Origin of the sequence: Prevotella sp. HMSC073D09 (assembly GCF_001814145.1) — a bacterium.
Lineage (GTDB): Bacteria > Bacteroidota > Bacteroidia > Bacteroidales > Bacteroidaceae > Prevotella > Prevotella conceptionensis.
On record NZ_KV815149.1, the window covers coordinates 59,097 to 85,439 of the forward strand.

Below are 26,343 nucleotides of genomic sequence, written 5' to 3' on the forward strand. Positions count from 1 at the left end.
ATAAAAAATGTTCGCCTTTTAAGGATATTTCTTTTTGGCGGTAGGGGGATGTTGTGCCTGCGATGTTGGGTTCGAGTTGATGGCTAACGGCCGGCAATTCTGCACCACAGCTCCGCGTTTCTACCGCGAAACGGCATTGGTACATGGTGCGAAAGCTCTTAACGGGAAACTCATTGAAATGCGCTGAGGCCTGTTACATCGGTATAAAAAAGGGCGGAGCTAAGCGCAGCTCCACCTTAAAGCGTGTTTCCTTGCGGTGTGGGGTAGGGGCCGTGTTTGCCCCTTATGGGCTTAGTTTTCCCTTCCGCAGCATTTTTTATACTTCTTTCCGCTTCCGCAGGGGCAGGGGTCGTTGCGCCCAACCTTAGGTTGATTTAAGTTGCCCAAGGGCATTTCAAAACCGCTGTCAAAGGGAGAGTCTATGTCGAACCTGGGGGTTGCAGAGGTAAAGTGGGCATTCGGTCGCAGTCGTTTGCTCGCTATCTGTTCTGGCGAATACCCATTGAAATGCGGACGAGGAACGTTGTTTACGAATGTGGTGATGATGCTTATGTCTTTGTCGCTGGGTAACTTACTTTGTGGAAATACCTCAATAATTTCGCTTAACAGTTTTCCGTTAGGCATGCGCTCTTCTTGAATGCGGTGGAAAATTTGGGTAAAATGCACAAAGGCTTCATCCTCACTGAACCCCTTTCTCGTTAGTAAGTCGAAGAAATCCTGTTCTTCGGCGTTTATGGGGCGAATGAAAGGGTAGAGGCCGCGCAGCATTAAGTCGTCGAATGAAAGTTCGGGGCGGTCGTCGTCCTCCAAATCGCTTTTGCCTAGGTTGGGCATGTCTTTCAGTCGCGGCGTACACAATGTACCGCCTTGTTTGTCCCAAGAGGCGGCACAGGTAAAGATTTTCGTCAGTATGCTGTGTTCAAAATAGATGTTCACGAACATACCCATTTCTTTTCCCATCTCTTTCCGCATTCTTTCCGACAATATTTGGATGGCTTTTTTGCGGCTAATCCATCCCACCGTGTTCATCAGTCCCACCAGCAAGGTCTCCAAGGTAAACTCGGCTAACGTCAGCTTAGCGATGATGGTGGGGCGGATTAGTGGTTGCAGAACCTCTTTAAGGTCGTCGTATATAGCTATATATTCGCCCTCCTTGCCGTCTATCGCTGTGTCCATAACGATTCTTAGCCAGTTTAAGGTGGGCGGTGTGTGGCTGTAATCAACCCTCACCAACTTTCCGTTTACCATTTCTTGTAGTAAATACAAGTCGCGCATCGGAAATCCTAGCAGCCATTCCTCGGGGTGTTGGGTAACAAATTTGTAGATGTCTTGCTGCATTTTCTTCATCGACGATGCCCTAGTCGCCTTAATGGTGCTTGGCGCGCCGAGGAGGAAGGCTTCCTGTTCTAGCATGTTTGGGTTCATTTCGCCCAGTGCCTTTTTGTATGAAGTTGGCTCAAGGTCAAAACCACTGGGCTCGAACAGAAAGTCGTCGGACACATACAAGTCTAGCAACTCTTGGTACGTGTTTTCTATTTCGTTAGTCACTCTGTTCAGTTCTTCATCAATTTCCACATCAAATACGCTGTTTAACAGTGCGGCGCAGGCTGGTGCGGCTGTGCTTTGCACGTATGGCGTCAAGTCTTTGGTGGTGCATTCGCCTTGTACCCCCAAGTCTTTGAAGGCTTCGTATAGCATCTTTGTGGGCACATCCATGTTCTTTGTGCTGCCCACTTCGGTGAGGGTGGCTGTTTCGCGTGTTACATTCACCAGTGCGAATAGTTTTTTGCCCCTTCTCAACTTGAAAGTATCCAGTTTTTTTAGTGCTTCTTGAAACTCTTTAAATGTCATTGTTCTTGTCATTGTTGTTTGCGGTTGTATCAGTTTTTGTTGGCTTAGTGCTAACACTAAGCCTTTTTGTGGGTAACACTGCGGTGTATACGCGGTGACATACATGTTAATGGGGCAGCCCTGTCCGCATGTGCGAAGTTACAAAATTTCTTTCATAGTTACAAACTTCTTACTCGGTTTTGTTGTGTGCCGAATGGCTCGCCGCGTTGTGGCCGATGGTTAAGGCCCATCACCAACTCACCAATTCATCAATTCACAAACTCCTCAACTCGGAAACTTACCACCTCACAAACTCCTCAACTCGAAATCTTAAATTGTTATTATTAATTTTACAAAATCGTTCTAATTCTCACTCCATTCTAGCGAAAATGTCGGCTATAAAATAGGCAAATAACCACAATTTCTAGCCTTTCACGTCTTTTGTCTTGTCTGTTTTTAGGAGCAAAACCTGCATTTTGCACCATTTTGCCTTTCTAGTTTGGCTGCCGTCTCGATATTTTTCAAGCCCAATTACGCACTTTTAGCCCCTAAAACGCCACTTTTTAATGGCTATTTTGTCCTTTTTAGTCCTGTTTTTAATGCCTCCAAGAGGTTTTATTTATACCTTTTCAGCGTATTTTTATGCTTTTCATCTCGCATTTTGCCGCATTTCATCTTGCATTTAGCATCAAAACGCATTGCATTTAGCACCAAAACGCACTGCGTTTAGCGGCATATTGCACTGCGTTTAGCATCAAAACGCACTCCATTTAGCAGCAAATAGCCCCAAAATCTGGTGCAAATGGCAGTTTTCTAAATAAAAATTCATTTTGCCTGCATTCACAGACTACCCCTTTTAGCATCAAAACAAACCTTCGCGAGAATCGATTTTTCGCAAGATTGGCGATTGGCCATGAATTTCGCAGCCATAGTGTTAAAATTTATGCGGAAAAGATTACATTGTCGGGCGTGCCCTAAAAGTTTCCATGCTTGTGTCTTTTCTCCTTTTAAGCCCGCTTTTCACTTTATTTTTAGGACCAGCCTAAAATAAAACAACAAAGTCGACGTTATTAACTACAAAGAAACCACTAAACCTAAACCATGAGTTTTATTGCTACCATGACACTAAGAAAAGCAGGCCGACTAAATGAGGCCTTGCAACAAGCCAACGCCGATTGGCAACAAGAGAAAAGCCCACATGCATGCATGGCTATGTTTTGGGTGCAGAAAGACATCTGCGACTGGCTAATCAAAGAACAACGATTGGACGAGGCCAACCAGCGCATCGCCCTTTTGGAACAGCTGCAACCCCTGATGAACGACACGGAGGGCATTGCCAGCAAGGCTATCGAACGGCTGAAAGAACACGCCCTGCCCTTTTATCCGCAGATACGGCACATCGAACAAATGAGTAAAGACGGCTGCGAAAGGGTGGCATACGAGGCCTTGCTGCCGTTTTTGGGCGAAGACTTGCCAACTGCCTTGCACGAAAGAGTGGGCTGGGTGGTGTATCGCTATTTGAAACGCCTGCCATCCGAATGCCAATCTGCTACGGCACGGAAGGCTTTACTGAACTATATCATGCTGAAAAACCAACGCCCTTCTTTACTTCACTCGCAAATGTTGCTGATGGCCATCGCGGTAAAGGAGCGGTTTGCCGACTTTAAACTGCTGAATTTTATCGCTGCTTGGGACGTGAATACCTTTGCCAAGGCCGACTTCCAGCCCTCGCAAAACGAGGAGCAAACGTTCCGTCCACTGGCCGAACGCGTTGTGGAGCATTGTTTCGGTTTAGGTTATGGCTTGCAAGAAGTGCTCAATACATTCTTGCCTAACGTGCGTTTTACAGACGAAAAGGTGAAAGAACTCTATGCCCGAAGTAAATATTTCGCAATAATCAAGCTGCAAAAGCAAGACGAAACGGCCGCCATTGGTTTGGCTGAACATTATGTGCAGACGATAAGCGGAGCACTTGTGCGCAACGAATACCATTCGGCCATTCTCCATTTCTACCTTCGACATCTGCCCAAAGCCCATCAGCGACAGGCATTGCGGTTTGTTAAAGGGTGGGGAATGGGCAATTTCAGGGACGAAGACTGGCTGCGCGCCACCAAAGACGACCGCCGATACCCTGCATTGGTAGAGAAAACACTTGTTGCTTTGCTGTCGGCATGCGAGAAACACGAACTGAGAAGGCTGAACGAGCGGCCACCCGCCATCCTGCAAAAGGCTCTTGATGCCTATGCCGACAACGAAAGCTTGATGCGGCTATGGGTGAAAGTTAAGTTGGCTGCGTGTAAGGACCACGAGGCACTTGAAACACTTCGTTGCCTAATACGTAAGCAACAACGTTTTTACTTATGGAAGGAGCTGGCCGACATTACACCAGACGAACAGCTTAAACTATCGGCTCTGTGTAAGGCCATATTGCTGCAACCCAAGGACGAGTTCTTGGGTAAGGTTCATTTCAGGCTGGCCTTGTTGCTTAAAGAGCAGGGCTTGTTGTCTGAGGCTCAAGCGCAGATTAACGCGTATGTGGAAACCTATCGGCGAAACGGCTGGACGCCAACACCCGAAATGCAGGCCCTAGCCAATGCCATGCCGCCAGGCATCACGCCTTGTGCCGATGTTTCGGCTTTCTATAACGCCCACTTAGATGCTGCCAACGACTTCTTGTTCCCCGATTTGCATTGGAACCTGCTGGTGGTGATGAACTTCTTTACGCAAATTAATCCCAAAACGGGCCGAAAAACAGACAAGGTGGCCTTGGCCGATACCAATGGAAACACCCTTTCTGTTAATCGTAAGCAATGGCCAAGTGGACACAGCTTGGCGAAGTTTGCTTGCGTTGAGGCCAAGATAGCAGTAGAAGGCAAACGAAAAAACATCGTAGCCATGCGCCCGTCGGCTGCCAATGGTCAGGATATTTGGCACTTGGAAACCGTGCAAATCGTTCGGGCAGACGAACAAAGACAACGCTATGTGGCCAAGAATGAGGCCGGATTAACGTTTGTCGTTCCTTATTATATAATAAGGAGTAGGGTGGATTGTGGAATAAAGGCACGCCTCTGGTGGGTTGATGCCGCAACGAAGGAGGGTAAAGGCATGCGCCGAACGATAGCGGTAGAGTTTGTTGATGCAGGAAACAAACCTAAACCGCACCCAGAAAAGAACGTTTGATAGCATGGCGTGTGTTGTTTTTGTTAATCTTTCGCCCGTTAATTTGTCGGACGGTGTCGTTACCTACTTGTAAGGGCGCAGGTTCGACAGCCATTATGTGCAACGGCACTTTTTGTCGACATGTTGTCAGAAGTTTACAAGGGTGCAGGTTTAACAGCCATTACGGCTAATAACTTTTTGGTCAACACGCCGTCAGAGGCTTTCAAGGGCGCAGGCTCAACAGATTATTTGCACACATTCTTAAATGTAATACTCTGCTGCATCTACCATTCCCGCTCGTAAGGCGTATTTTGTTGCTTCATGAATATTGTTCACATTCAGCTTGCGGAAGATGTTCTTGCGATGGGTGTTAATGGTATGAAAGCTAGAAAAACGTTTTTCGGCAATCTCTTTTGTGGTCAATCCTAGGGCAATGTCGCGTAACACCTCCATTTCTGTTTTTGTAAGTTTCACCCGTTCCACTTCTTGCCATTGTTCATCGGCCATTTGCACAAGGAGCGCATAGTGGTATGGCTCTCCGCGTAGGGCATCGTGCAGGGCTTGGCGAATTTGCGGAAGGGGTGCGTCTTTGAGGATGAGGCCAAAGCGCGGGCCGCTTGCAACGACCACACGTACGAAGTCGCTGGTAAGCGTTTCGCTAAATAAAAGCCATTGCACGCGTTGAAATCGTTGTTGCCAAATAAGCAATTCGTCGAAACTGGTGAAGTCGAACAAAGTATAGTCCAACACCACGGTGGCGTGTTCTTGTCCTTCGAGAAGTCTAGCGAGCGTTGTTTTGTCCGTGGCAATGACGATGTCGTTATGTTTCATTTCGCTGCAAAGCCATTGCAAACCAGCTCGGGTGATGTCTTGATTGTCGGATAGAATGAGCATAATGAAAAGGGCTTATAAAGGTGAAAAGGCTTATAAAGGTGAAAAAGTGAAAGGGTGAAAAGGTGAAAGGGTGAAAGGGTGAAAGGGTGAAAGGGTGAAAAGGTGAAAAGGTGAAAAGGTGAAAAGATGGCTGCGCCTTTTAAAGGTGAAAGGGTAAAAAAATGGCTGCGCCACTAAACCAGCCAAAACATTCTCTCGTAACCCCGCCAACTTATAAGTTTATCCACTCGTTAACTTGTCTTTATGTCAACTTGTCCTCTTATCCACTCGTCCACTTGTCAACTCGTTAACTTGTCAACTCGTTAACTTGTCGGCTCGTTAACTTGTCAACTCGTCAGCTTGTTAACTCGCCTACTTGTCTTCTTGGCAACTTGTTCACTCGTTAGCTTGTCTTCTTGTCAACTCGTCAACTTGTTCACTCGTCCCCCTTGTTTAGTAAGAAAGCAAAAAGGGACATGCCGTTTTGTGGCATATCCCTCGTTTGTTGTTTGTAAAGCGTTGTGCTTTATGCTTCAGCAGGAGCCTCGTTGGCCTCTTGAACAGGTGCTTCGGCTGTTGCCTCGGCAGCGTTTTCTACTTCAGCGTTAGCAGCCTCGGCCTCAGCTTTTGCGGCAGCCTCAGCAGCTTTCTTCTCGTTTACTTTCTTGGCGATAGCAGCGTTGACGCTCTTTTCAGCCTCTAGCTTTTTGGCTTCGAGGTCTTTCTTGGCCTTAGCCTCGTTGTTACGGATAGCTTCGTTGCCCTTGTTCTTCTCTTCTTTCCAAGCGTCGAACTTCTTTTGTGCCGTTGCCTCGTCGAATGCACCTTTCTTAACGCCACCACGTAGGTGTTTCATCAAGTAAACGCCTTCGCCTTTAAGGATGTTGCGAACGGTGTCGGTGGGTTGTGCACCACACTCTACCCAATGCAGGGCGCGTTCGAAATTCAAATCTACGGTTGCGGGATTGGTGTTGGGGTTGTATGTACCAATCTTCTCAGTAAATTTACCATCACGTGGTGCTCTTGCGTCAGCGATAATGATGCCATAGAAAGCATAGCCCTTACGGCCGCCGCGTTGTAATCTGATTTTTGTTGCCATTGTGCAAATTAAAATGTAATTAGGTTTGAATTTAATGCCGTCAACTCGTGACAGCGGCTGCAAAGGTACGCATATTTTTCTGATAATGAGCAAGGAAGAGGAAGAAAAATTAGAGTTAAAGGAGTTAAGGAGTTATGGAGTTAAGGAGTTAAGCCAAATGCTTTGTTGCAGAGAACTAACCACTTAGTCAACTTGTTAACTCGTCAGCTTGTCAACTAGCCAGCTTGTCAACTTGTGAACTCGTCAACTCGTCAACTCGTCAACTTGTAAACTCGTCAACTCCCGATAAAAAACACAGATTAACACCCAAGAAACCCAATCTTGCGCAATTTATTCGTAACTTTGCACATTATCACGTAATTGAATAACATGAAACGAATACTCATCGTTTGGGCCGTTGCACTTGTGGCGTTTGCTGCTTGCACGAACAAATCTGCTACTTCGGCCAAGATTGAAGGGCTGGAATTCGACAGTATTGTGGTGGATACCACCGTGGCGTTGACCGATTTGAAACTAACGCCGCAATGCCGAATCAGCCTTAATTTGCAGTACGCCAAAGGCAATAACGCCGACAAAATAAACAACGCGCTGCTGCATGCTGGCATCTTGATGCCCGATTATCTGGGACTTACCAACCAAAAATTCAGCATGAAACAGGCGGTTGACTCGTTTGTGACACGTATGCTTAACGACTATGCAACCGATTATGCCGCGCTGTATAGGCAGGATAGGCAACACACCTCATCCTATAACTACGAGTATAAGGTGAAAACCTCCACGCGAAACGGAGCTGAGAACATTGTTGTTTATACGGCTAAGATATATACTTTCGGCGGTGGAGCGCATGGAATAAACCAAACGTTGGTGCGAAACATCGATGTTACCACCGGAAAAGTGCTGCAACTGCAAGATGTTTTCGTGCCTGGTTATGAGCCTACGCTGAAAGAATTGTTGCTAAAAAAGGTGGGCGAACGCTTTAATGCCGACGGACTGGACGAGTTGAACAAGAAAGATATATTTGCCGATGGGCATGTGTATGTGCCAGACAACTTCGCCATAGACGACGGTAGTTTCACCTTTATATATTGTGAAGACGAAATCGCACCGCACGCTGTGGGCGAAATAAGCGTTACTTTGAGTCGTAGCGAGTTGAGCAGAATATTGAAATGAATGGCGGATTAACTCGCACGGCGGCAGAATTTGCCCGACAAATGTGAGCCTGCAACAGACGAAACGAGGCATGAAACCTCGTAAGGAACAGAAAAGACAATGGACGAGATACGTAAATATTTTATCGAACTGACCGCCACGCAGCTTGAACAGCTAACGCAATTGGGCGAACTATACCGTACATGGAACGAACGAATAAACGTGGTTTCGCGAAAAGACATCGACAACTTGTACCTGCACCACGTACTTCACTCGCTGGCCATCGCCAGATATGTGCAGTTTAAGGGGGGGACACGGGTGCTAGACTTTGGTACGGGGGGCGGTTTCCCTGGCATTCCGTTGGCTATCGTGTTTCCCGAATGCCGTTTTAAGCTGATTGATCGCACGGCGAAGAAGATACGCGTAACGCAAGAAATTGCCGCTGCCATTGGCTTAACCAATGCCACTGCCGAGCAAAAGGCAGGCGAAGAGGAGCGGGGCGAGTACGATTTTGTGGTGAGCCGAGCCGTGATGCCCTTGCCCGACTTGATGAAAATCGTGAAGAAGAACATCTCGCGCGAACAACACAACGCCTTGCCCAACGGCTTGATATGCCTCAAAGGGGGCAATCTTGATGCTGAAACGCGCACGGTGAAGAAGGTTGTCGACATTACACCTGTGGGTAATTGGTTCGAAGACGAGTGGTTTGAAGAGAAAAACGTGGTGTATGTACCTATGTAAAGGGTAGTAGCCGCAAGTGAAAAAAGGGTTTGGGAATGGTTCATGCAGATAACGCGCGACCACGATGAACCGATAACATAAAATGCAAAACGATTTAGCACAATGCTGAATATACATCATATAATGTGCAACATGTTGCAGGAAAACTGCTATGTTGTGTCAGACGAAACAAAGGAATGCGTGATAATAGATTGTGGCGCATTCTTCGAGAAAGATAAGTCGGCGCTTACGCAGTATATCGCCGACAACGAATTAAAGCCTCGCCGACTGTTGGCTACGCACGGGCATGTGGACCATAACTTGGGAAATGCCTTTGTGTTTGCTACGTATGGCTTGCGCCCTGAGGTGCACGAAGACGACGGTGAGTTGTTAGAACATCTGCCTGAACAGGCTGCTTATCTGCTGAACATGCCGCTAGAAGAGCAGCAACCGCGCGTGGAACGATACCTTACGGAGGCCGATACCATCGAATGGGGCAACCATCGGTTCGCCATCATTCACACGCCGGGCCATACGGAGGGCAGTTGTGTGTTCTATTGCGAGTCTGAAGGCGTTGCTTTTACTGGCGATACGCTTTTTAAAGGTTCGATAGGCAGGGTAGATCTTCCTGGGGGAAGTATGTTTAAGATGATGCAAAGCATACGCCACCTGTCGCAATTGCCCGATACAACCCGCGTGTTCTCAGGGCATGGCCCAGAAACAACGATAGGTTACGAGTTAGCACATAATCCGTATTTGGATAGATAAGGGGGAGTAGTAAAGGTAGTAAGGAGTAAAGGTAGTAAGTAGTAAAGGTAGTAAGTAGTAAGCGTGGTCAGTAGTAAGCTAGTTAAGCCTAGGATAACTAGGAAACCTAGTATAACTAGAACGCCTAGGAAAACTTGAACGCCTAGAAGAGCTAGAAATACTTGTAAACTTACCAACTTACACATCGATTCATGAATAAGGAAGAAACAGAAAAGATAATATTGGGTATCGACCCTGGTACCACGTTGATGGGCTATGGCGTTATTCGTGTGGTGGGGAAAAAGGCGCAGATGGTGGCTATGGGCGTTATCGACTTGCGCAAGATGCCCGACCCATACTTGCGTTTGGGGCATATCTTCGAGCGCGTTTCGGGCATTATCGATGCCTATCTGCCCGACGAATTGGCTATCGAGGCTCCGTTCTTTGGTAAGAATGTACAGTCGATGTTGAAGTTGGGACGGGCGCAGGGCGTGGCTATCGCTGCTGCCATACAGCGCGACATTCCCATACACGAATATGCGCCATTAAAAATAAAGATGGCTATAACAGGACAAGGGCAGGCCTCGAAAGAGCAGGTGGCTGGCATGTTGAAACGTATGTTGAAACTAAGCGATGACGATATGCCCAAGTTTATGGATGCAACCGATGCCCTTGGAGCAGCCTATTGCCACTTCTTACAGATGGGCAGACCCGAAACCGATACCAAGTATCGCGGTTGGAAAGACTTCGTAAGTCGCAACCAAGACCGCGTGGCTGGTAAATAATTTGAGGTTTAAAGCTTTTAAGCTCGCGACAAATACGCAACCCCAATACTCAAAAACTCACAAACTCAATAAAATTAGAAGTATAAAAAATGAAAGGAACAACAATGAAAAAGATTTTGATTTTGGTGCTGATGGCATGTGCCACGGCGTTTACGGCGCAAGCACAAGAGGTGTATAAGCGCATATTGAAGGTGTCGAAACAAACGGCAGCCGATAAGAGTAAGAGCATAGACGTGCGCAAGGTGGCTACGTTTAAGGTGGACGAACTGAACTATATGGCGATGAAGTCGAAAGAACTGATGCCCGACAGCACCGTTCGTATGCTCGATACGCAGGCTTACGCCATGCACGAGTTCATCAACTTGTTCTTCAAACGCCTTTCCGAGGCAAAGAAAAAAACGCAGAAAGAGTTGGTGATGGCTCGTTTTAAAAACGCCTCCATCAACAACAGTCGCTTTAACGACATGGATAAAGAACTGGTGTTGAGCTATTATGACAATAGCAACTATATGACGCAGTTCTCCTTAGACACCGACTGGGTGAAGGCTTTGGCCGAAATTCGCAGTAAGAAGTAAAGGCTTTTACCTTGCCTTGCCTCAATCGTAACATTTCTTTTGCGCGTGAAATAAAGGGAAGGCTGGGGAAGGCAGTAGTTATTTAGATAGGCGAAGGCGTTTGAGCAACGAAAATATTCGGCACTATCGCTACACATTATATAATATAATAAGGGGCTACGGATATTTCTTCCATAGCCCCTTATTGTATCATGACTTGCGTTTTGGGTGTTTCAGAGCTTGTGAGTTTTATCGAGTTTAGTCCATAAACAAAGGGCTTACGAGCAGATATGCCTATCAACTCGATAATTTACAAGCGCACCGACACAAGCTATTTATACTCCGACCACGCCTTAATCTCGATGTCCTCAACGCGCATCGTGGTAAAGGCCGTGATGAATGCACTGGCCAAGCGCGTGTTGGTGATAAGCGGAATGTTGAGGTCGATGGCCGCGCGACGTATGCTGTAACCATTGGTAAGTTCGCGTGGGGTGAGGTCTTTGGGGATATTCACCACCATATCTATCTTCTTATCGCGCAACACGTCGAGCACCTTGGGTTCCATTCCCTCGTCGGTAGGCCAATACACGGTGGTGTTGGCAATGCCGTTCTCTGTTAAGAAGTGCGATGTGCCGCTAGTGGCATACAATTCGTAGCCGTTGTTTACCAGTCGTTTGGCGGCATCCAGCATCTCGGCCTTTTGTTTTCCGCCGCCTGTTGAGAGCAGAACGGTTTTCTTCGGGATGCGATGACCTACCGAAAGCATGCTTGTTAGCAGGGCAGAGTTGGTGTCGTCGCCCAGACAACCCACTTCGCCAGTAGATGCCATGTCGACTCCCAGCACGGGGTCGGCCTTTTGTAGGCGGTTAAACGAGAACTGCGAGGCCTTGATGCCCACGTAATCGAGGTCGAAAAGGTTCTTGTTGGGTTTCTCAACAGGTAGGCCAAGCATAACGCGTGTGGCCAAATCGATGAGGTTTAGTTTAAGAACCTTGCTTACGAAGGGGAACGAACGCGAGGCGCGCAGGTTACATTCGATAACCAGCAGGTCGTTATCACGTGCCATAAATTGGATGTTGAATGGCCCCGATATGTGCAACTCTTTGGCTATCTGACGGCTAACGCGTTTAATTCGGCGTACCGTTTCTATGTAAACCTTCTGTGGAGGGAATTGGATGGTGGCATCGCCAGAGTGAACACCGGCAAACTCGATGTGCTCGCTGATGGCGTAGGCCAGTATTTCTCCGTCTTTGGCCACGGCATCCATCTCTATTTCCTTGGCATGTTCGATGAAACGACTCACCACTACGGGATGGTCTTCGCTGACATTGGCAGCCAATTGCAAGAAACGTTCAAGCTCTTCGCGGTTTGAACAAACGTTCATGGCCGCGCCCGACAGTACGTAAGAGGGACGAACCAGCACGGGGAAACCCACACGAGCGATGAATTCGTTAATCTTATCCATTGATGTTAGCGCGCTCCACTCGGGTTGGTTGATTCCGTTTCGGGTGAGCATGGACGAAAATTTGGCGCGGTCTTCGGCGTTGTCGATGTCTGTTGCCGATGTGCCTAGTATAGGCACGTGTTGCTCGTCGAGCTTCATTGCCAGGTTATTGGGTATCTGTCCGCCGGTAGACACAATCACGCCGTTGGGCGTTTCGAGGTCGATAACGTCCATTACGCGTTCAAATGTCAACTCGTCAAAGTACAGTCGGTCGCACATGTCGTAGTCGGTAGACACCGTTTCGGGGTTATAGTTAATCATAACCGACCGATAACCCTCGCGGCGAATGGTGTTAAGGGCTTGCACGCCACACCAGTCGAACTCCACCGAAGAGCCGATACGGTAGGCACCCGAACCAAGAACAACGATAGAGCGGCGGTCGTTGTCGAACCGAACATCGCTTGCCACGCCCGAATAGGTGAGGTAAAGGTAGTTGGTTTGCGCAGGGTATTCGGCTGCGAGCGTGTCTATCTGCTTTACAACCGGCAGAATGCCATACGATTTTCGTAGGTTTCGCACCACCAAAGCGGCCTTGTGCATGTTGCTCATCTCCTTTTCAAGACCCACTGCGCGGGCAATTTGGAAGTCGGTAAAGCCATACACCTTTGCCGTTCGCAACAATTCCTTATCCAATACGTTCACGCTGGTGCATCGTTGCAAGGTCTCGTCGATGTCGATGATGTGCTTCAGTTTTTCCAAGAACCACTTGTCAATCTTCGTGAGTTCGTGTATCTGGTCGATGGTATAGCCTTTGTGCATGGCTTTCGAGATGATGAACACACGCTTGTCGGTAGGTTCGCGCAGGGCTGCATCGATGTCGTCAATCTTCAATTCCTTGTTCTCAACAAAGCCGTGCATTCCTTGGCCAATCATGCGCAATCCCTTTTGGATGGCCTCTTCGAAGGTGCGACCGATGGCCATTACCTCGCCAACCGACTTCATCGACGAGCCTAGTTCCTTGTCTACACCGCGGAACTTGCTTAGGTCCCAACGTGGTATCTTGCAGACAACATAGTCGAGGGCGGGTTCGAAGAAAGCACTGGTGGTCTTTGTCACTGAGTTTTTCAGCTCGAAAAGTCCGTAACCCATGCCCAACTTGGCTGCAACGAAAGCCAGCGGATAACCTGTGGCCTTTGATGCTAGGGCCGACGAACGGCTAAGGCGCGCGTTTACTTCGATAACGCGATAATCTTCGCTCTTGGGGTCGAAGGCGTATTGTACGTTGCATTCGCCAACTATTCCGATGTGGCGGATAATCTTAATGGAGAGTGCGCGCAGCTTGTGGTATTCGCTATTGCTAAGCGTTTGCGAAGGGGCAACAACGATGCTCTCGCCCGTATGTATGCCAAGCGGGTCGAAGTTCTCCATGTTGCAGACGGTTATGCAGTTGTCGTAGCGGTCGCGCACCACTTCGTATTCAATCTCTTTCCATCCTTTAAGGCTTTTCTCTACCAGCACTTGTGGCGAGAAAGAGAATGCTTTCTCGGCTAGCTTGTTCAACTCTTCCTCGTTGTCGCAAAAGCCACTGCCTAGTCCGCCAAGGGCATAAGCTGCTCGCAAGATAACGGGATAACCAAGGCTTGCAGCGGCTCTACGTGCTTGCTCGATGTTGGCGCAGGCCTCGCTCTTGATGGTCTTGACGTTAATCTCGTTTAGTTTTTCAACAAACAATTCTCGGTCTTCGGTGTCCATGATGGCTTGCACGGGTGTACCCAGTACTTTAACGCCATACTTATCAAGTACGCCGCTTTGATAAAGCTCTACGCCGCAGTTAAGCGCCGTTTGTCCGCCAAAGGCCAAGAGTATGCCGTCGGGACGTTCTTTTTCGATAACCCTTTCAACGAAATACGGCTGAACGGGTAGGAAATATATTTGGTCGGCCACGCCTTCTGAGGTTTGCACCGTGGCGATGTTGGGGTTGATAAGCACCGTTTTCACGCCCTCTTCGCGCAGAGCTTTGAGTGCTTGCGAGCCAGAGTAGTCGAACTCACCCGCTTCGCCAATCTTCAATGCGCCGGAACCCAGCAGCAATACTTTCTTTATGCTTTCGTCTTTCATTTTCTCTAAGGGGTTTTAAAGGGTGAGTTTTTCTACGAAAAGGTCGAACATAAACAGCGTGTCGACCGGTCCTGAGCAGGCCTCAGGGTGGAATTGAGAAGTGAACCAAGGGTTGGTGTTATGGCGAACGCCCTCGTTGCTGCCGTCGTTCATGTTCACAAACAGCTCGCTCCAATCCTTATCTAGTGTAGAGGCGTCGACAGCATAGCCGTGGTTCTGACTTGTGATGTAGCATTTATCTGTGCCCACCATACGCACAGGTTGGTTGTGCGAGCGGTGTCCATATTTTAATTTGTAGATGTTAGCGCCGCCTGCCTTGGCCATAAGCTGGTTTCCCATGCAAATTCCGCAGATAGGTTTTCGGCTTTTGCTCATCTGTTGGCGCAGAATGTTTACCGCATCTTGGCACAAGTCGGGGTCGCCAGGACCGTTTCCAAGGAAAAGTCCGTCGAATTCCATTCCTGTATAGTCGTAATTCCAAGGCACGCGCACCACTTCTAGTCCACGTTCAATGAGGTTGCGAATGATGTTGGCCTTTACGCCGCAGTCTACCAGCACAACTCGCTTTCCTGCTCCTTCGTTGTAGCGAATAATCTCTTTGCAGCTAACGCGATCTACAAAGTTCACGCCTTCGTATTGTGCTTGGGGAATGTTTGTGGGGTCGTCGTCGAAGATTATTTGTCCCATCATTACACCGTGTTCGCGCAAAACCTTGGTGAGTTCGCGCGTATCAATGCCCGTAATGCCAGGAACTTGTTCGCGTTTTAGCCATTCGGCCAGACTTTCATTGGCGTTCCAGTGGCTGTATTGCTCGCTATAATCGCTTACAATGATGGCAGAGGCGTGTATGTGGTCGCTTTCCATGAACGTGGGCAGACCTTCTGGACCGAAGGTGAAGGGCGGAACGCCGTAGTTGCCAACCAAAGGAAAGGTGAGTGTTACCAACTGACCAGCGTAAGAGGGGTCGGTAAGACTTTCGGGATAGCCCATCATAGCTGTGTTAAACACCACTTCGCCTGCCACGGGCGCATCGTAACCAAACGACTTGCCGTGGAATTTGGTGCCGTCTTGCAGAACCAATGTTACATTTCTCATTATATCCTAGAATTTCTGTTCGTTTTGATAAACCTTTTCGATGTAATTAACGAAGGCCTGATTGCATAGTCGCATGCCTCCTGGGGTGGGGTAGTTGCCCGTAAAGTACCAATCGCCCTTGTGTTGGGGTATGGCCTCGTGCAGTCCTTCGATAGATTGGAACACCAGCTCGATAGGTGTCTTCACGCCTTTCGGGCGTAACATCTGCACAATCTTGCGGTTAATCTCGTCTACCGTAACGGCCTTGTATATTTGTCGCACGCAGTTGTCCATCTCTTCCACGGGCTTTTTCAGCTCACGTCGACAGTTGTCGTAGGTTTGCTTGATAAGCGCGTGCATATTCTTTTCTTTGAGCAATTCGATGGCGGCTCGGAACACGCAGAACTCTTCCAAGCGTGGCATGTCGATGCCGTAATAGTCGGGATAGCGTATCTGTGGCGCGCTACTTACTACGATTATCTTCTTGGGGTGCAGCCTGTCGAGAATGCGAAGGATGCTTTTTTGTAGCGTTGTTCCTCGCACAATGCTGTCGTCGATAATCACCAAGTTATCTTTTCCTGCGCGAATACTTTCGTAAGTAACGTCGTACACGTGCGAGGCCAAGTCGTTGCGCGAGTTTCCTTCGGCGATGAAGGTGCGTAGCTTGATGTCTTTCCACGCCACCTTGTCCAGCCTTACGGTGTTGCTTAGTATCTCTTCTAGTTCTTCGGCCGTGGGCGCATGGCCTAATGCCTGAATCTGAGCCACATGTTGTTGGCGCATGTAGCGTTTAAATCCTGCTACCAAGCCATAGAATGCCACCTCGGCAGTGTTGGGGATGTACGACAGAACGGTGTTCTTTGTGTCGTAGTCGATGGCGCGAAGAATGGGATTTGTTAGTTGTTCGCCCAGTTTTTTGCGCTCCTTATATATGCTGGCGTCCGATCCGCGACTGAAATAAATCCTTTCGAACGAACACGAACGGTCTGCTTTCTGTTCCATGATACGTTCGATGCGGCAGTCGCCGTCGCGTTTTACGATAAGGGCAGTGCCGGGTTCCAACTCTTTCACATCGTCGCACTCAATGGCGAAGGTGGTTTGCAGCACAGGTCTTTCGCTAGCTACAACGGCAACTTCGTCGTTCTTATAGTAAAAAGCGGGCCTAATGCCCCACGGGTCGCGCATCGAAAACATCTCGCCACTGCCCGTAACGCCGCATACCACGTAGCCTCCATCAAAGTGGGGCATGGTAGTTCGCAGCACATTGGCCACGTTTACGTTGTCTTCGATGTATTGGGTAATGTCGGTGTCGGTAAGTCCTAGCGCTTGTGCCGCCACAAAGTTACGCTCCACTTCGCGGTCTAGTCGGTGCCCCATCAGCTCAAGCATGATGTAGCTGTCGCTGTAAATGCGTGGGCATTGCCCTTGACGGGTTAGGCGGTCGAATATCTCGTCGATGTTGGTCATGTTGAAGTTTCCGCACAGGCTTAGGTTTTTAGCGCGCCAGTTGTTGCGGCGAAGAAAAGGATGCACGTACGAAAGACCGCTCTTACCCGTGGTGGAATAGCGCAGGTGCCCCATGTATAGTTCGCCTGCAAAGGGCAATGTGCGTTCGGCGTAGCGTGCATCGGCAAGGTGTTCGGCCGTTTCTTTGGCAAACCCCTTTTGCACCGTCGAGAATATTTCGGTGATGGCATTGCTGCCTTCGGCACGTTCGCGGAACATGTACTCGTGTCCGGGCGTGGTTTTCAGCTTAACGCACGACATGCCCGCAGCCTCTTGTCCGCGGTTGTGCTGTTTCTCCATCAGCAGGTAAAGCTTGTTAAGCCCATACATCCACGTGCCGTATTTCTGCTGGTAATATTGCAGCGGTTTAAGCAACCTTATCATGGCCACACCGCATTCATGTTTTAATGGTTCCATCAAATCTTGTTCTTTTTGCCTGAGGTTTAAACAAGTTGAGGGATGTTGGCAAACATCCCTCAACGGCTTATTGTTGTTATCTCACAAGGTTCACTATCAAAGAGCTGAGCGACAACACGCTGCTTATCACCGAGAACCAGATGGTTGTAGAGGTGCTTGTCTTAGAGTTGGCAGCCTTCGCTTTGTTCGGTTCTACATATATAACGTCGTTTTGTTGCAGATAATAGTAGGGCGAGTTGATGAGGTTGGCGTCGCGCAAGTCAATGCGGTGAGCCTCTTTGCGGCCGTCGGGGTTTTCGCGTAACAGCATCACGTTGTCGCGACGTCCGTAGATAGACAAGTCGCCCGCCTGAGCCAAAGCTTCAACGATGCTCATCTTTTCGCTCGTAACAGGTATTACGGTGGGTTTGTTCACTTCGCCCAGAACCGTTACTTGGTAACTAGCCATGCGAACCGTAACGATGGGGTTTTCGCTGGCGGCTAGGTAGCCCGATATCTTGCTCTTAATAAGGTCTTGGCATTCGTTCTTGTTCAGTCCGCCCACATGCACTTTACCAATTACGGGGAAATCGATGTCGCCGTTGTTGTCTACCAAGTAGGTTTGAAGGTTAGACCCTTGTGCCAACTGTCCCTTTGTGCCAACACTGTTGCCCACCGTTAAGTTAAACGGCGCAGCTGCGGCGGGATCTGTTGTAACCACCGTGATGGATAGCTGGTCTTTGGGCATAATCTTGGCTTCGTAAAGGCCCTTCGACGGCTCTAAACTAGTGTTATCAATGTTTTGGAAATACACAACATCCTTACTTCCTCCACAACTCCCTAACAATAAAACGAATGTCAATAAGACAACTGAACTAAGAATTTTATTCATACCAATAATACAATCAATTTATTATGCTTGCAAATTTACGTTGTTTTTTCTGATTTCGCAAGTCTTTAACCTATTATTAATGCGAGTTCGAGGTGTTGTCTTGCGCTTTTTGCCCAAGCGGCACTGCCTATGGATAAATCGAACAGTATTTTAGAGTTCTTGAACTGCCCTTTTAATGTTCCCTTTCTTTTAACAAAGTAGGGCGGGATATGTGGGAAACTGCTGTTAAGATAGCCGCCTCTCCACTTGTGTAGCAAGGCTTTTTGTGCAATCGGTTGCCTTAAATTTTTGTCACTTTCCGCATGTTATATAGCATGGTATTGAAAGTCTTTACGTATCTTTGCAGCCGTAAAAGAGAGACAGAGTTAGATAAGGTACAGTATAGCATGGGGCTTAAAGCCCATTTGCATCCACAATACCATAGGTATTAGATTGGCAATAAAAAGATTTATTCAAGGATTAGTTACATGGTAAGACGTTGGATATCGGTTGTTCGATAATTGAATACAAGCTTTTCAGTACGTATCGGACGCACAACGTCACTTCGTCAAGACCGTAGAGAGGGTTAGAGTTAGGCCATTTACAATTAAGAAAAGGAGAGTTGGGAATAGCTTTCAAGTTTCCGCCTATTACCGCGTGATACGGATATTGAACGAAGAAATTTTTTATGTTAGTAGAGAGAACCCGGCTGCATGTGTATGTGGCCGGGCTTTTTTATGCGCCTATTTTGGGCCGAACAAAATACATTTGGTAAAAAAGAAGGCCGCAGAAGGCGTGTATGGGCATTTTTTGTTACCTTTGTATGCAGCTCGCCAAGGTTGCCTACATCTTGCCGTAGCCTATGCTCGGGGTGTGGAATGCCGCCGAGTGGCTTTAAAACCAAGGCGAAAGGGTTGCTTGTTTACCTGATATGATAGGTAGCGAACCCTTTAAACGAACCCTTTAATCGACTTTTTGAAACGAACATGGTTGCGGCTTGTTGGCTGATGATGCTGCGAACCGAAACCGCCAAATAACTTTAATACACAGAGAATGAAGTATCTATTGATTTCAGACATACACGGCTGTTTGCCTGCATTGGAACGCGCATTGCACTTTTATAAGGAGCAACACTGCGACATGCTCTGCATCTTGGGCGACATCATTAACTATGGGCCACGTAACCAATTGCCAGAAGGACTTAACCCCAAGGGCATTGTGGAGCAACTTAACGCTATGGCCGACGATATTGTGGCCATCCGCGGCAATTGCGATTCGGAGGTGGACCAGATGCTGCTTAACTTCCCCATCATGGCAGACTATCTGCTACTTGTTGATGGCAACAAGCGATTAATACTTACTCATGGTCATGTTTATAATAAGGAGAAACGACCATTGGGCAAGTGCGATGCCCTGTTTTATGGTCATACGCACCTTTGGGAACTAACGCGCACGCCCCAAGGCGTTGTATGCAACCTAGGGTCGATAACCTTTCCCAAAGGCGGAAACCCACCAACGTTCGCTACTTACGAGGATGGTTTGATAAGTGTTTATCGAACTGACGGTACGCTTTTGCAGACGATGAACCTCAACGAGTAGGGCAGTGGTTCGTTGTAAGCGGCCAGTGACAGGTGTAAAACATACGAGAAAAGTAAACTCAACAGCATCAAAAACAAATGTTTCATGTCGAAAGCAAAGCTTAAAAAGCATCTATTGGCATTGTCCAAGGAAAAGATTATAGGCGTTGTGCTAGATTTGTATGATGCACGTACAGAGGCAAAGGCATATTTTGAATTTTATCTTAAACCCGACAGCTCGGCCGAATTGGAGAAGCTTAGGGTGCGCATTGTACACGAATTCTTTCCTGTTCGTGGCTTACCTAAGAATCCTTCGTTTGCTAAATGCAAAAAGATTGTTACAGATTTTGCCAAAATGCAGGCCTCTCCCGACTGTGTGGCCGACCTTATGCTGACTGTAACTGAGCAGGGAAACAAATGGGCTCTTACGTACGGCTATTGCGAAGGGGCGTATGAAATGGCTTTGGCAAATAGTTTTGCAAGGGCTATGGACTTTATTTTCCGCAATGGCTTGCTGTTTCATTTCTACGAACGGATAGAAAGAATGCTCGCTAGTGCCTCAAATGGATGGGGAGGCGACAGCTTGCGTGATATCTATCAGCAGTATAGATAGCGTATTTTCAGTTGACGAATAGACGAGTTGATAAGTTAACAAGTTGACGAGTTGACAAGTTGACGAGTTGACGAGTAGACAAGTAGACAAGTTAACAAGCTGACGAGTTGACAAGTGGACGGGTTAACAAGAAGACAAGTAACGAGTGAATAAACTTGTAGTAGGTGGGCTTACGAGAAGAATTGTTGGCTGGTTGAGTGGCGCAGCATTTTTTCACCTTTTCACCCTTTCACTTTTTTACCTTTATAAGCCTTTTCACCTTTTCACCTTTAAAAGGCGCAGCCATTTTTTCACCTTTTCACTTTTTCACCTTTTCACCTTTAAAAAACTCCTTTTCATGTCGATAGAAAGAATTACATCGCTCACTCACCCAGGCGTTGAAGTGTTTAGCGCACTAACCGAAACGCAGTTGCGCAATAGACTTCAACCTGATAAGGGCGTGTTCATTGCCGAAAGTCCCAAGGTTATACGTGTGGCACTTGATGCAGGTTACGAACCACTGTCTATGCTGTGCGAGGAACGCCACATTGTGGGCGATGCCGCAGACATCATCTCGCGCTGTGGCGACATACCTGTATACACGGGCGAACGCACGTTGTTGGCCCAACTTACAGGCTATACCCTTACGCGTGGCGTGTTGTGTGCCATGCGCCGAAAGCCTGTGCGCAACGTGGCAGAGGTTTGCGCCAATGCCACGAGAGTTTGTGTGATTGACGGCGTTACCGACACAACCAACATCGGGGCGATATTCCGTTCGGCTGCGGCATTGGGTATTGATGCCGTTGTTTTGGCCCAAAACGCGTGCGACCCGCTTAATCGTCGTGCCGTGCGCGTGTCTATGGGTTCGGTGTTTCTTGTGCCGTGGACGTGGTCTGAACAGCCTTTGGCCGAACTTTCTGCCTTAGGATTCCGTACGGCAGCAATGGCTTTAACTCATAATTCCATTTCGTTAGACGATGCCAAACTGAAAGCCGAACCGCGTTTGGCCGTTGTTATGGGTACGGAAGGCGACGGATTGCCACACCAAGTGATTGCACAAGCCGATTATGTGGTGCGTATCCCTATGGCGCATGGCGTAGATTCGCTCAACGTTGCAGCAGCATCGGCCGTGGCCTTTTGGGAATTGCGGGTTGACAAGTAAGCAACTTGAATTAAGTAAACTAATAGACGAAAAAGACAGTTGACGAATTAACAGGGCAGCAAATAAACAAAAGGCTGCGCCTGTTAATTCGTCAACTAGTTATGTAAAAGTGTAGTTTTTCTATTCAACCGTCACCTCATCCACGAACAACCAGCCCGGTTTGCCCGTATGAGGATGCCATGCAGGCATGCTCTTTTCTGATAACATCTTGATGCGCACATAGCGAGCGTCTTTCGCCATGGGCAAAAGCACGTTGTCGGTGTCGATGTAGTCGGGCTTGTTTGCAGGCATCGGGTCGGCAGGCAGGTCGTAAATGTCCTCAAAGTTCTTGCCGTCGGTGCTCACCCAAACGTACAGTCCGCGGTGGGGCATAATCCATTGGGCGGCACTAATCAACGTCCGAACACTGATAAGGCGAATGGGTTTCACCTCGCCAAGGTCCAGTGTGAGGTCTAAATCCTTGCCAACGTAGCCCACCCAGCGACCAGAATTGAAGATAACACTACCTTGTAGGCCATTGGTAAGTTCGCGTGGCGACAGCCCTGGGTACTTGGCATCTGGCTCAACGTTGTACTTTACCTCGGCCATCGTGGCCTTACTGATGAGCAAATCTTCGCTGTTTTCGTTGCTGGTGAAGGTGGGATAAACGGCGATGGTGCGCAACTTGCACGACTTTTTCACAGGAAAAGGCTGCGTATAGCGAAGAGATTTTGCAGTGGGTGCCGTTCCATCGAGGGTGTAGTAGATGGTTGCGCCCTTGCGCGCCGTGAGCGTTACGTTCAGGCTGCCGGGTTTTTCGGCTGGCGAAAGTGCGATGTTAACATTGAAAAGATGTCGGCCGTAGCGGTATTTGTTCAAGTTATAGATGTTGAGCAATTGCGGCATGCGGTTGGCAAAGTCGTCGAAGTTCTTCTTTTCGGGCATAGTCCATTGCACCTCGCTTGCTGCGGCCAAACGTGGCAACGCCATGTACTCCACGTGGGGGAAGTTATCCATGTGCTCAGTCCAGAGGTTTGCCTGCACGCCGATGATGTGTTTGGCCTCTTCGGCCGTGAGTTTGGGCGATACGGGATTGAAGTCGTAGGTCTTTTCGATGGGTATGAAACCGTTGAAGGCCAGCGGTTCGTGTTCGCGATCGTTCGTTTGGTAATAGTCTAGATAGAGATGCGACACGGGGCACATGATGGCATCGTGGCCCAAGCGTGCAGCCTCGATGCCGCCTTCCATGCCGCGCCACGACAGCACCGTGGCATTGGGAGCTATTCCGCCTTCCAAAATCTCGTCCCAACCACCAACTTTACGTCCGCGCGCGGTAATGAAGTTGGCTATGTCGCTCATAAAGTAACTTTGCAAGCGTTCTTCGGCCGTGTGTTTGCCGTCGGCCGCCAAGCCTTTCTCCTTGATGCGAGCCTGACAGCGCGGACATTTTGCCCAGCTAACCTTTGGGCATTCGTCGCCACCGATATACACATACTCGGCAGGAAAGATGTCCATCACCTCCGAAAGTACGTCTTTGGCAAACTGTAAAGTGCGGTCGTTGCCTGCGCACAGCACCTCTTCGGCAATGCCCCACGTGGTACGAACCTTGTAAGGGCCACCCGTACAGCCCAATTCCGGGTAGGCAGCCAGGGCTGCAACCATGTGTCCGGGCATGTCTATTTCGGGAATAACCATGATATGGCGGTCGGCTGCGTACTTAACAATGGCTCTTGCCTGTTCTTGGGTATAGAAACCGCCATGCGGTTTGCCGTCGAACTTGCTTGCATCGTGGCCAACCATCGTTTCGGGACGCATCGACGAAACCTCGGTCAGCTTGGGATATTTCTTTATTTCGATGCGCCAACCTTGGTCGTCGGTAAGGTGCATGTGAAAGCGGTTGATGTTGTGTAGGGCCAAGATGTCGATAAACGTCTTCACTTCTTCGAAAGAGAAGAAATGACGAGCCACGTCGAGCATCGCACCACGATAGCCAAAGCGTGGTTGGTCTGCGATGGTTACGCTGGGAAAGCTAACCTTTTGCGCTCCCGTTTGCGGTATGGCCTTGCGCAAAGTCTGTATGCCGTAGAATGTTCCTGCGGCCGATGCGCCGTTGATGGTAATGCGGTCTTTGGTTACTTCTAGGCGATAGGCCTCCTTGTTGTTGTTTTTCAATGTAGTCGAAAGCACAATGAGGTTGCGCCCTTGTGCTGCTGTGGTTAGGGCGGGGCGCACTTTGGTGGCTGCAAAGAGATATTGCGCCAGCAGTTCGGCATCTTTTTGCAGGGCTGTGTTGCCTTTGGGGTAGGCGATACGCGTCTGTGCGTTGAGCGAGAAGGCACCAGCCGATGTGTTTGTTATTTCTTGTGGAAGTGGCACAACGCGGAAGTTGGCCTTTGTTGTTGGGGTTTGCGCCTGGGCAAAGGTTGTGGTAAGCAGACCTAATGCGCCGAGGATAAATTGTTTAAAGTACATTTTTCTTAATTATATTAACAGGTTTGTTTATCGTTTTATGGCGTGTGCGATTGCTGTTGTGGCGGAAGAGGGGGTGGGGTAGAATGCGTTTTTTTGATGTGGTGAGGGTGCTTGTTGTAGGGTTGCAGAACGTCAGTACGTTTTAAGGATACGCTTGTTCATCTCTCGTTCTTTCTTCGAAGGACGTCTTGTGCGTTTGTCGAACATCCTAAAAAAGTCGAAACCAACCCCCCCTGGCGCCATCCTTGCCCCTATTCTCGTACTTTGCCTAGCAGCCTCTTGCACGTCGAACCCTGGCTTTGGCGCCTTACCATATACCACCACCTCGTTAAGCATGGTGGGAAGAAGTAGCACCGTGTCGGTTAATTCCTCCTTATTCATCATTCGGCGCATATATCCATAGGACACAAACGTGAGAGATTTGAACGTGGCAGGCAAGATGCACGTTCCCGTAAAATCGGTTTCGATGGTGGTATTGGTGTTGGTTTTCACGCGCACACCCTTCAAGGGGCGGTGTGTTTCCATGTCGGCCACCACGCATCGGGTTTGTGCCAAGGCTGTATTTGCCCATGTTATGGCCACCCAACATAATGCAGTTGCACATCTTTTCATTTCTCAACATTGTTTCTTCCAAATGCTTTTTGATGCACCGAACAACTCTTTTTTGCACCACAAAGATAACGAATTGTTGTTTATTTAACAAAAAAGTGGCCAAGTTTTCGTCTTATTCAATGCAATAAAGAGCATTTTCACGGTATGCAACGAGAACTAGAAACTTTTTAATGGATTGAGGTTAAGCGCATGGCCTATATGCTGTCTGCTACTGCGGTGTTGTTCAGCGTGGTGTCTTTCTTTGTTGCGTGCCTTGGTTTTCGTGCTTTACTATTGGAATAAAGCAATTCCATGTTGGGCAGATTGCAGGGTACCCTTTTTACAGTAGCAAGTGTATCGGCTCGTGTAGACAGGAGTTTTGTTGTCGTTTTGAAACCTGTTTCCACCACCCATGCCTTAAATATGTAGCTCTTCATTGGATGTACGTATGGTGTTGGCGTACCTTTGTCGAACGTGTCTTGAGGTTCGGCAAGCCTATTATAGGCGTCAATGGCGGCCTTATCTGGTATTGTCAAATCTTCTTGTATGGTTTTTACGAATACGATATGGCCGTCTAGGTTGAAGTAACTGGTGGGATAGCTTTCCATAAAGCCGAATTCTCCACCATTGTATAGGCCATCAAATGCAGGACCGATAAGAAAATAGGTTTCGGGGTACACCGACCAATCATCTGCGGGTAATTCTGTTGGTGCTAATAAGAATGTTTTGTATTGCGGATGCACCTTGATATAGGCCCTCACCACGGCTTTCAGCTCGGGTCTTAGCTTTGCCGTGTCAATGCGGTTAAGTGGTAATTCTGTGCGTTTGTCTGTGCGTTCGGTGCAACCTATCGCAGTCAGTGCAAGGCAGCCGATAATCCAAAGGGCGATTGTTTTCATGATGTTGCGCTTTTTATGATGCAAATATACGAAAAATGCTGATAACGACAATGGTAACATGCGTTTTATGATGAGGCCGTATTGGCTTTTTGTATTTCTATAAATTGAGAGGAATTTGTTGTCTTTGTGACACCAAACACAAGATAAACACTCCGCTCATATATGAAGGGCTGGGCAAACTAACTCACTGGCTTATCAAGTCACGATAACCCAATAACTCCTGAATGTATCAACCCACTACTTCACCAGCCCACAACCTCACCAACTCACAACCTCACCAACTCACAACCTCATCAGCCTTACAATCTCACCAACTTATCAACTCATTAACTTACCAACTCATCAGCTTGCAACCTCACCAACTTACAACCTCACCAAATCAAAAACTTAAAATCGTTGCTTTTATTTTACAATGTTGCTCTAATTTTCGCTCCGTTCTAGCGAAAAAATAGGTAATAAAGTAGGTAAATGGCCGCTATTTCTAACCTTTCATGTCTTCTAGCTTGTCCTTTTTTAAGAAAAAACCTGCATTTTGCACCATTTTACCTTTCTAGATTGGTTGCCAACTCATGATTGTTTACGCCCCAAAACCCACTTTTAGACCCTAAAATCATACTTTTTAACGACTATTTTGCCCTTTTCAGTCATGTGTTTCATGGATCTGATAGGTTTTGTTTATACAATTACAGCGTATTTTTATGCTTTTTGTCTTGCATTTAGCAGCATTTTACACTGCGTTTTGCACC

General features: G+C 48.0%; 19 protein-coding genes. 9 read left to right on the forward strand and 10 right to left on the reverse strand.

Annotated features, from left to right (window positions below; genetic code table 11):
* Positions 1-291: 291 nt before the first annotated feature.
* Positions 292-1,863, reverse strand: coding sequence for a YecA family protein (locus HMPREF2955_RS16995; RefSeq protein WP_246830173.1), 1,572 nt, complete (start codon positions 1,861-1,863; stop codon positions 292-294).
* 1,086 nt (positions 1,864-2,949) lie between these two features.
* Between HMPREF2955_RS16995 and HMPREF2955_RS14330 the strand changes: the two genes are divergently transcribed.
* Positions 2,950-5,010, forward strand: a complete 2,061-nt coding sequence (locus HMPREF2955_RS14330) for a DUF7017 domain-containing protein (protein WP_246830174.1) — start codon at positions 2,950-2,952, stop codon at positions 5,008-5,010.
* 240 nt (positions 5,011-5,250) lie between these two features.
* On the opposite strand, the gene HMPREF2955_RS14335 is transcribed toward HMPREF2955_RS14330, so the two are convergent.
* Complete coding sequence (locus HMPREF2955_RS14335; protein WP_070724068.1) at positions 5,251-5,883, reverse strand: response regulator transcription factor; 633 nt, start codon at positions 5,881-5,883, stop codon at positions 5,251-5,253.
* A gap of 505 nt (positions 5,884-6,388) precedes the next feature.
* On the reverse strand, positions 6,389-6,961 hold the full coding sequence (locus HMPREF2955_RS14340) for a 30S ribosomal protein S16 (protein ID WP_019188595.1): 573 nt from the start codon (positions 6,959-6,961) through the stop codon (positions 6,389-6,391).
* A 369-nt stretch (positions 6,962-7,330) separates the two neighbouring features.
* Between HMPREF2955_RS14340 and HMPREF2955_RS14345 the strand changes: the two genes are divergently transcribed.
* The 5 genes from HMPREF2955_RS14345 to HMPREF2955_RS14365 all read left to right on the forward strand — a co-directional run bounded on the left by HMPREF2955_RS14345 (position 7,331) and on the right by HMPREF2955_RS14365 (position 10,937).
* Positions 7,331-8,131, forward strand: coding sequence for an RsiV family protein (locus HMPREF2955_RS14345; protein ID WP_070724069.1), 801 nt, complete (start codon positions 7,331-7,333; stop codon positions 8,129-8,131).
* A gap of 99 nt (positions 8,132-8,230) precedes the next feature.
* Positions 8,231-8,851 (forward strand): 16S rRNA (guanine(527)-N(7))-methyltransferase RsmG, encoded by a 621-nt coding sequence (rsmG, locus tag HMPREF2955_RS14350; RefSeq protein ID WP_070724070.1) that lies wholly within the window; start codon positions 8,231-8,233, stop codon positions 8,849-8,851.
* A gap of 102 nt (positions 8,852-8,953) precedes the next feature.
* Positions 8,954-9,598 carry an MBL fold metallo-hydrolase gene (locus tag HMPREF2955_RS14355; protein ID WP_070724071.1) on the forward strand — a complete coding sequence of 215 codons (645 nt, stop codon included), beginning with the start codon at positions 8,954-8,956 and terminating at the stop codon, positions 9,596-9,598.
* Between the two features lie 191 nt (positions 9,599-9,789).
* Entirely contained in the window at positions 9,790-10,362 is a 573-nt protein-coding gene (ruvC, locus tag HMPREF2955_RS14360) for a crossover junction endodeoxyribonuclease RuvC (RefSeq protein ID WP_070724072.1), read from the forward strand.
* Between the two features lie 104 nt (positions 10,363-10,466).
* Complete coding sequence (locus HMPREF2955_RS14365) at positions 10,467-10,937, forward strand: hypothetical protein (RefSeq protein ID WP_246830175.1); 471 nt, start codon at positions 10,467-10,469, stop codon at positions 10,935-10,937.
* Positions 10,938-11,247: 310 nt separating this feature from the next.
* Here HMPREF2955_RS14365 and carB read toward each other — a convergent pair whose 3' ends face one another.
* From carB to HMPREF2955_RS14385, 4 genes are all read right to left on the reverse strand, one after another.
* A complete protein-coding gene (gene carB / locus HMPREF2955_RS14370) occupies positions 11,248-14,478 on the reverse strand; it encodes a carbamoyl-phosphate synthase (glutamine-hydrolyzing) large subunit (RefSeq protein ID WP_070724074.1) in 3,231 nt (1,076 codons plus the stop codon).
* A 15-nt stretch (positions 14,479-14,493) separates the two neighbouring features.
* Entirely contained in the window at positions 14,494-15,573 is a 1,080-nt protein-coding gene (gene carA, locus HMPREF2955_RS14375; RefSeq protein ID WP_070724075.1) for a glutamine-hydrolyzing carbamoyl-phosphate synthase small subunit, read from the reverse strand.
* Between the two features lie 6 nt (positions 15,574-15,579).
* Positions 15,580-17,475, reverse strand: coding sequence for an amidophosphoribosyltransferase (locus HMPREF2955_RS14380; RefSeq protein WP_070724076.1), 1,896 nt, complete (start codon positions 17,473-17,475; stop codon positions 15,580-15,582).
* A 76-nt stretch (positions 17,476-17,551) separates the two neighbouring features.
* Positions 17,552-18,346, reverse strand: coding sequence for a polysaccharide biosynthesis/export family protein (locus HMPREF2955_RS14385; protein WP_009229154.1), 795 nt, complete (start codon positions 18,344-18,346; stop codon positions 17,552-17,554).
* A gap of 1,032 nt (positions 18,347-19,378) precedes the next feature.
* Here HMPREF2955_RS14385 and yfcE point away from each other — a divergent pair.
* The 3 genes from yfcE (at position 19,379) to HMPREF2955_RS14400 (ending at position 21,656) form a co-directional block, all read left to right on the forward strand.
* Complete coding sequence (gene yfcE, locus HMPREF2955_RS14390) at positions 19,379-19,924, forward strand: phosphodiesterase (RefSeq protein ID WP_070724077.1); 546 nt, start codon at positions 19,379-19,381, stop codon at positions 19,922-19,924.
* Between the two features lie 84 nt (positions 19,925-20,008).
* The gene (locus tag HMPREF2955_RS14395; RefSeq protein ID WP_070724078.1) at positions 20,009-20,515 is read left to right on the forward strand and encodes a DUF6155 family protein; all 507 of its coding nucleotides are present in this window, start codon (positions 20,009-20,011) and stop codon (positions 20,513-20,515) included.
* A gap of 337 nt (positions 20,516-20,852) precedes the next feature.
* Positions 20,853-21,656: a TrmH family RNA methyltransferase gene (locus HMPREF2955_RS14400; RefSeq protein ID WP_070724079.1), complete on the forward strand. Its 804-nt coding sequence runs from the start codon at positions 20,853-20,855 to the stop codon at positions 21,654-21,656.
* Positions 21,657-21,776: 120 nt separating this feature from the next.
* On the opposite strand, the gene HMPREF2955_RS14405 is transcribed toward HMPREF2955_RS14400, so the two are convergent.
* From HMPREF2955_RS14405 to HMPREF2955_RS14415, 3 genes are all read right to left on the reverse strand, one after another.
* The gene (locus HMPREF2955_RS14405; protein ID WP_070724080.1) at positions 21,777-24,107 is read right to left on the reverse strand and encodes a glycoside hydrolase family 20 protein; all 2,331 of its coding nucleotides are present in this window, start codon (positions 24,105-24,107) and stop codon (positions 21,777-21,779) included.
* Between the two features lie 132 nt (positions 24,108-24,239).
* Positions 24,240-24,719, reverse strand: coding sequence for a hypothetical protein (locus HMPREF2955_RS14410; protein WP_246830176.1), 480 nt, complete (start codon positions 24,717-24,719; stop codon positions 24,240-24,242).
* A 194-nt stretch (positions 24,720-24,913) separates the two neighbouring features.
* Complete coding sequence (locus HMPREF2955_RS14415) at positions 24,914-25,597, reverse strand: hypothetical protein (RefSeq protein ID WP_070724081.1); 684 nt, start codon at positions 25,595-25,597, stop codon at positions 24,914-24,916.
* Positions 25,598-26,343 lie beyond the last annotated feature (746 nt).

Excerpts from the sequence above, each read along its gene's own strand:
- HMPREF2955_RS14385 (WP_009229154.1), bottom strand. The coding sequence starts at position 18,346 with ATGAATAAAATTCTTAGTTCAGTTGTCTTATTGACATTCGTTTTATTG.
- ruvC (WP_070724072.1), top strand. The coding sequence starts at position 9,790 with ATGAATAAGGAAGAAACAGAAAAGATAATATTGGGTATCGACCCTGGT.
- HMPREF2955_RS14405 (WP_070724080.1), bottom strand. The coding sequence starts at position 24,107 with ATGTACTTTAAACAATTTATCCTCGGCGCATTAGGTCTGCTTACCACA.
- HMPREF2955_RS14395 (WP_070724078.1), top strand. The coding sequence starts at position 20,009 with ATGTCGAAAGCAAAGCTTAAAAAGCATCTATTGGCATTGTCCAAGGAA.
- HMPREF2955_RS14330 (WP_246830174.1), top strand. The coding sequence starts at position 2,950 with ATGACACTAAGAAAAGCAGGCCGACTAAATGAGGCCTTGCAACAAGCC.
- HMPREF2955_RS14340 (WP_019188595.1), bottom strand. The coding sequence starts at position 6,961 with ATGGCAACAAAAATCAGATTACAACGCGGCGGCCGTAAGGGCTATGCT.
- carB (WP_070724074.1), bottom strand. The coding sequence starts at position 14,478 with ATGAAAGACGAAAGCATAAAGAAAGTATTGCTGCTGGGTTCCGGCGCA.
- HMPREF2955_RS14345 (WP_070724069.1), top strand. The coding sequence starts at position 7,331 with ATGAAACGAATACTCATCGTTTGGGCCGTTGCACTTGTGGCGTTTGCT.
- carA (WP_070724075.1), bottom strand. The coding sequence starts at position 15,573 with ATGAGAAATGTAACATTGGTTCTGCAAGACGGCACCAAATTCCACGGC.
- HMPREF2955_RS14415 (WP_070724081.1), bottom strand. The coding sequence starts at position 25,597 with ATGAAAACAATCGCCCTTTGGATTATCGGCTGCCTTGCACTGACTGCG.
- HMPREF2955_RS14365 (WP_246830175.1), top strand. The coding sequence starts at position 10,467 with ATGAAAAAGATTTTGATTTTGGTGCTGATGGCATGTGCCACGGCGTTT.
- HMPREF2955_RS14380 (WP_070724076.1), bottom strand. The coding sequence starts at position 17,475 with ATGGAACCATTAAAACATGAATGCGGTGTGGCCATGATAAGGTTGCTT.
- HMPREF2955_RS14410 (WP_246830176.1), bottom strand. The coding sequence starts at position 24,719 with ATGAAAAGATGTGCAACTGCATTATGTTGGGTGGCCATAACATGGGCA.
- HMPREF2955_RS14400 (WP_070724079.1), top strand. The coding sequence starts at position 20,853 with ATGTCGATAGAAAGAATTACATCGCTCACTCACCCAGGCGTTGAAGTG.
- yfcE (WP_070724077.1), top strand. The coding sequence starts at position 19,379 with ATGAAGTATCTATTGATTTCAGACATACACGGCTGTTTGCCTGCATTG.
- HMPREF2955_RS14335 (WP_070724068.1), bottom strand. The coding sequence starts at position 5,883 with ATGCTCATTCTATCCGACAATCAAGACATCACCCGAGCTGGTTTGCAA.
- HMPREF2955_RS16995 (WP_246830173.1), bottom strand. The coding sequence starts at position 1,863 with ATGACAAGAACAATGACATTTAAAGAGTTTCAAGAAGCACTAAAAAAA.
- HMPREF2955_RS14355 (WP_070724071.1), top strand. The coding sequence starts at position 8,954 with ATGCTGAATATACATCATATAATGTGCAACATGTTGCAGGAAAACTGC.
- rsmG (WP_070724070.1), top strand. The coding sequence starts at position 8,231 with ATGGACGAGATACGTAAATATTTTATCGAACTGACCGCCACGCAGCTT.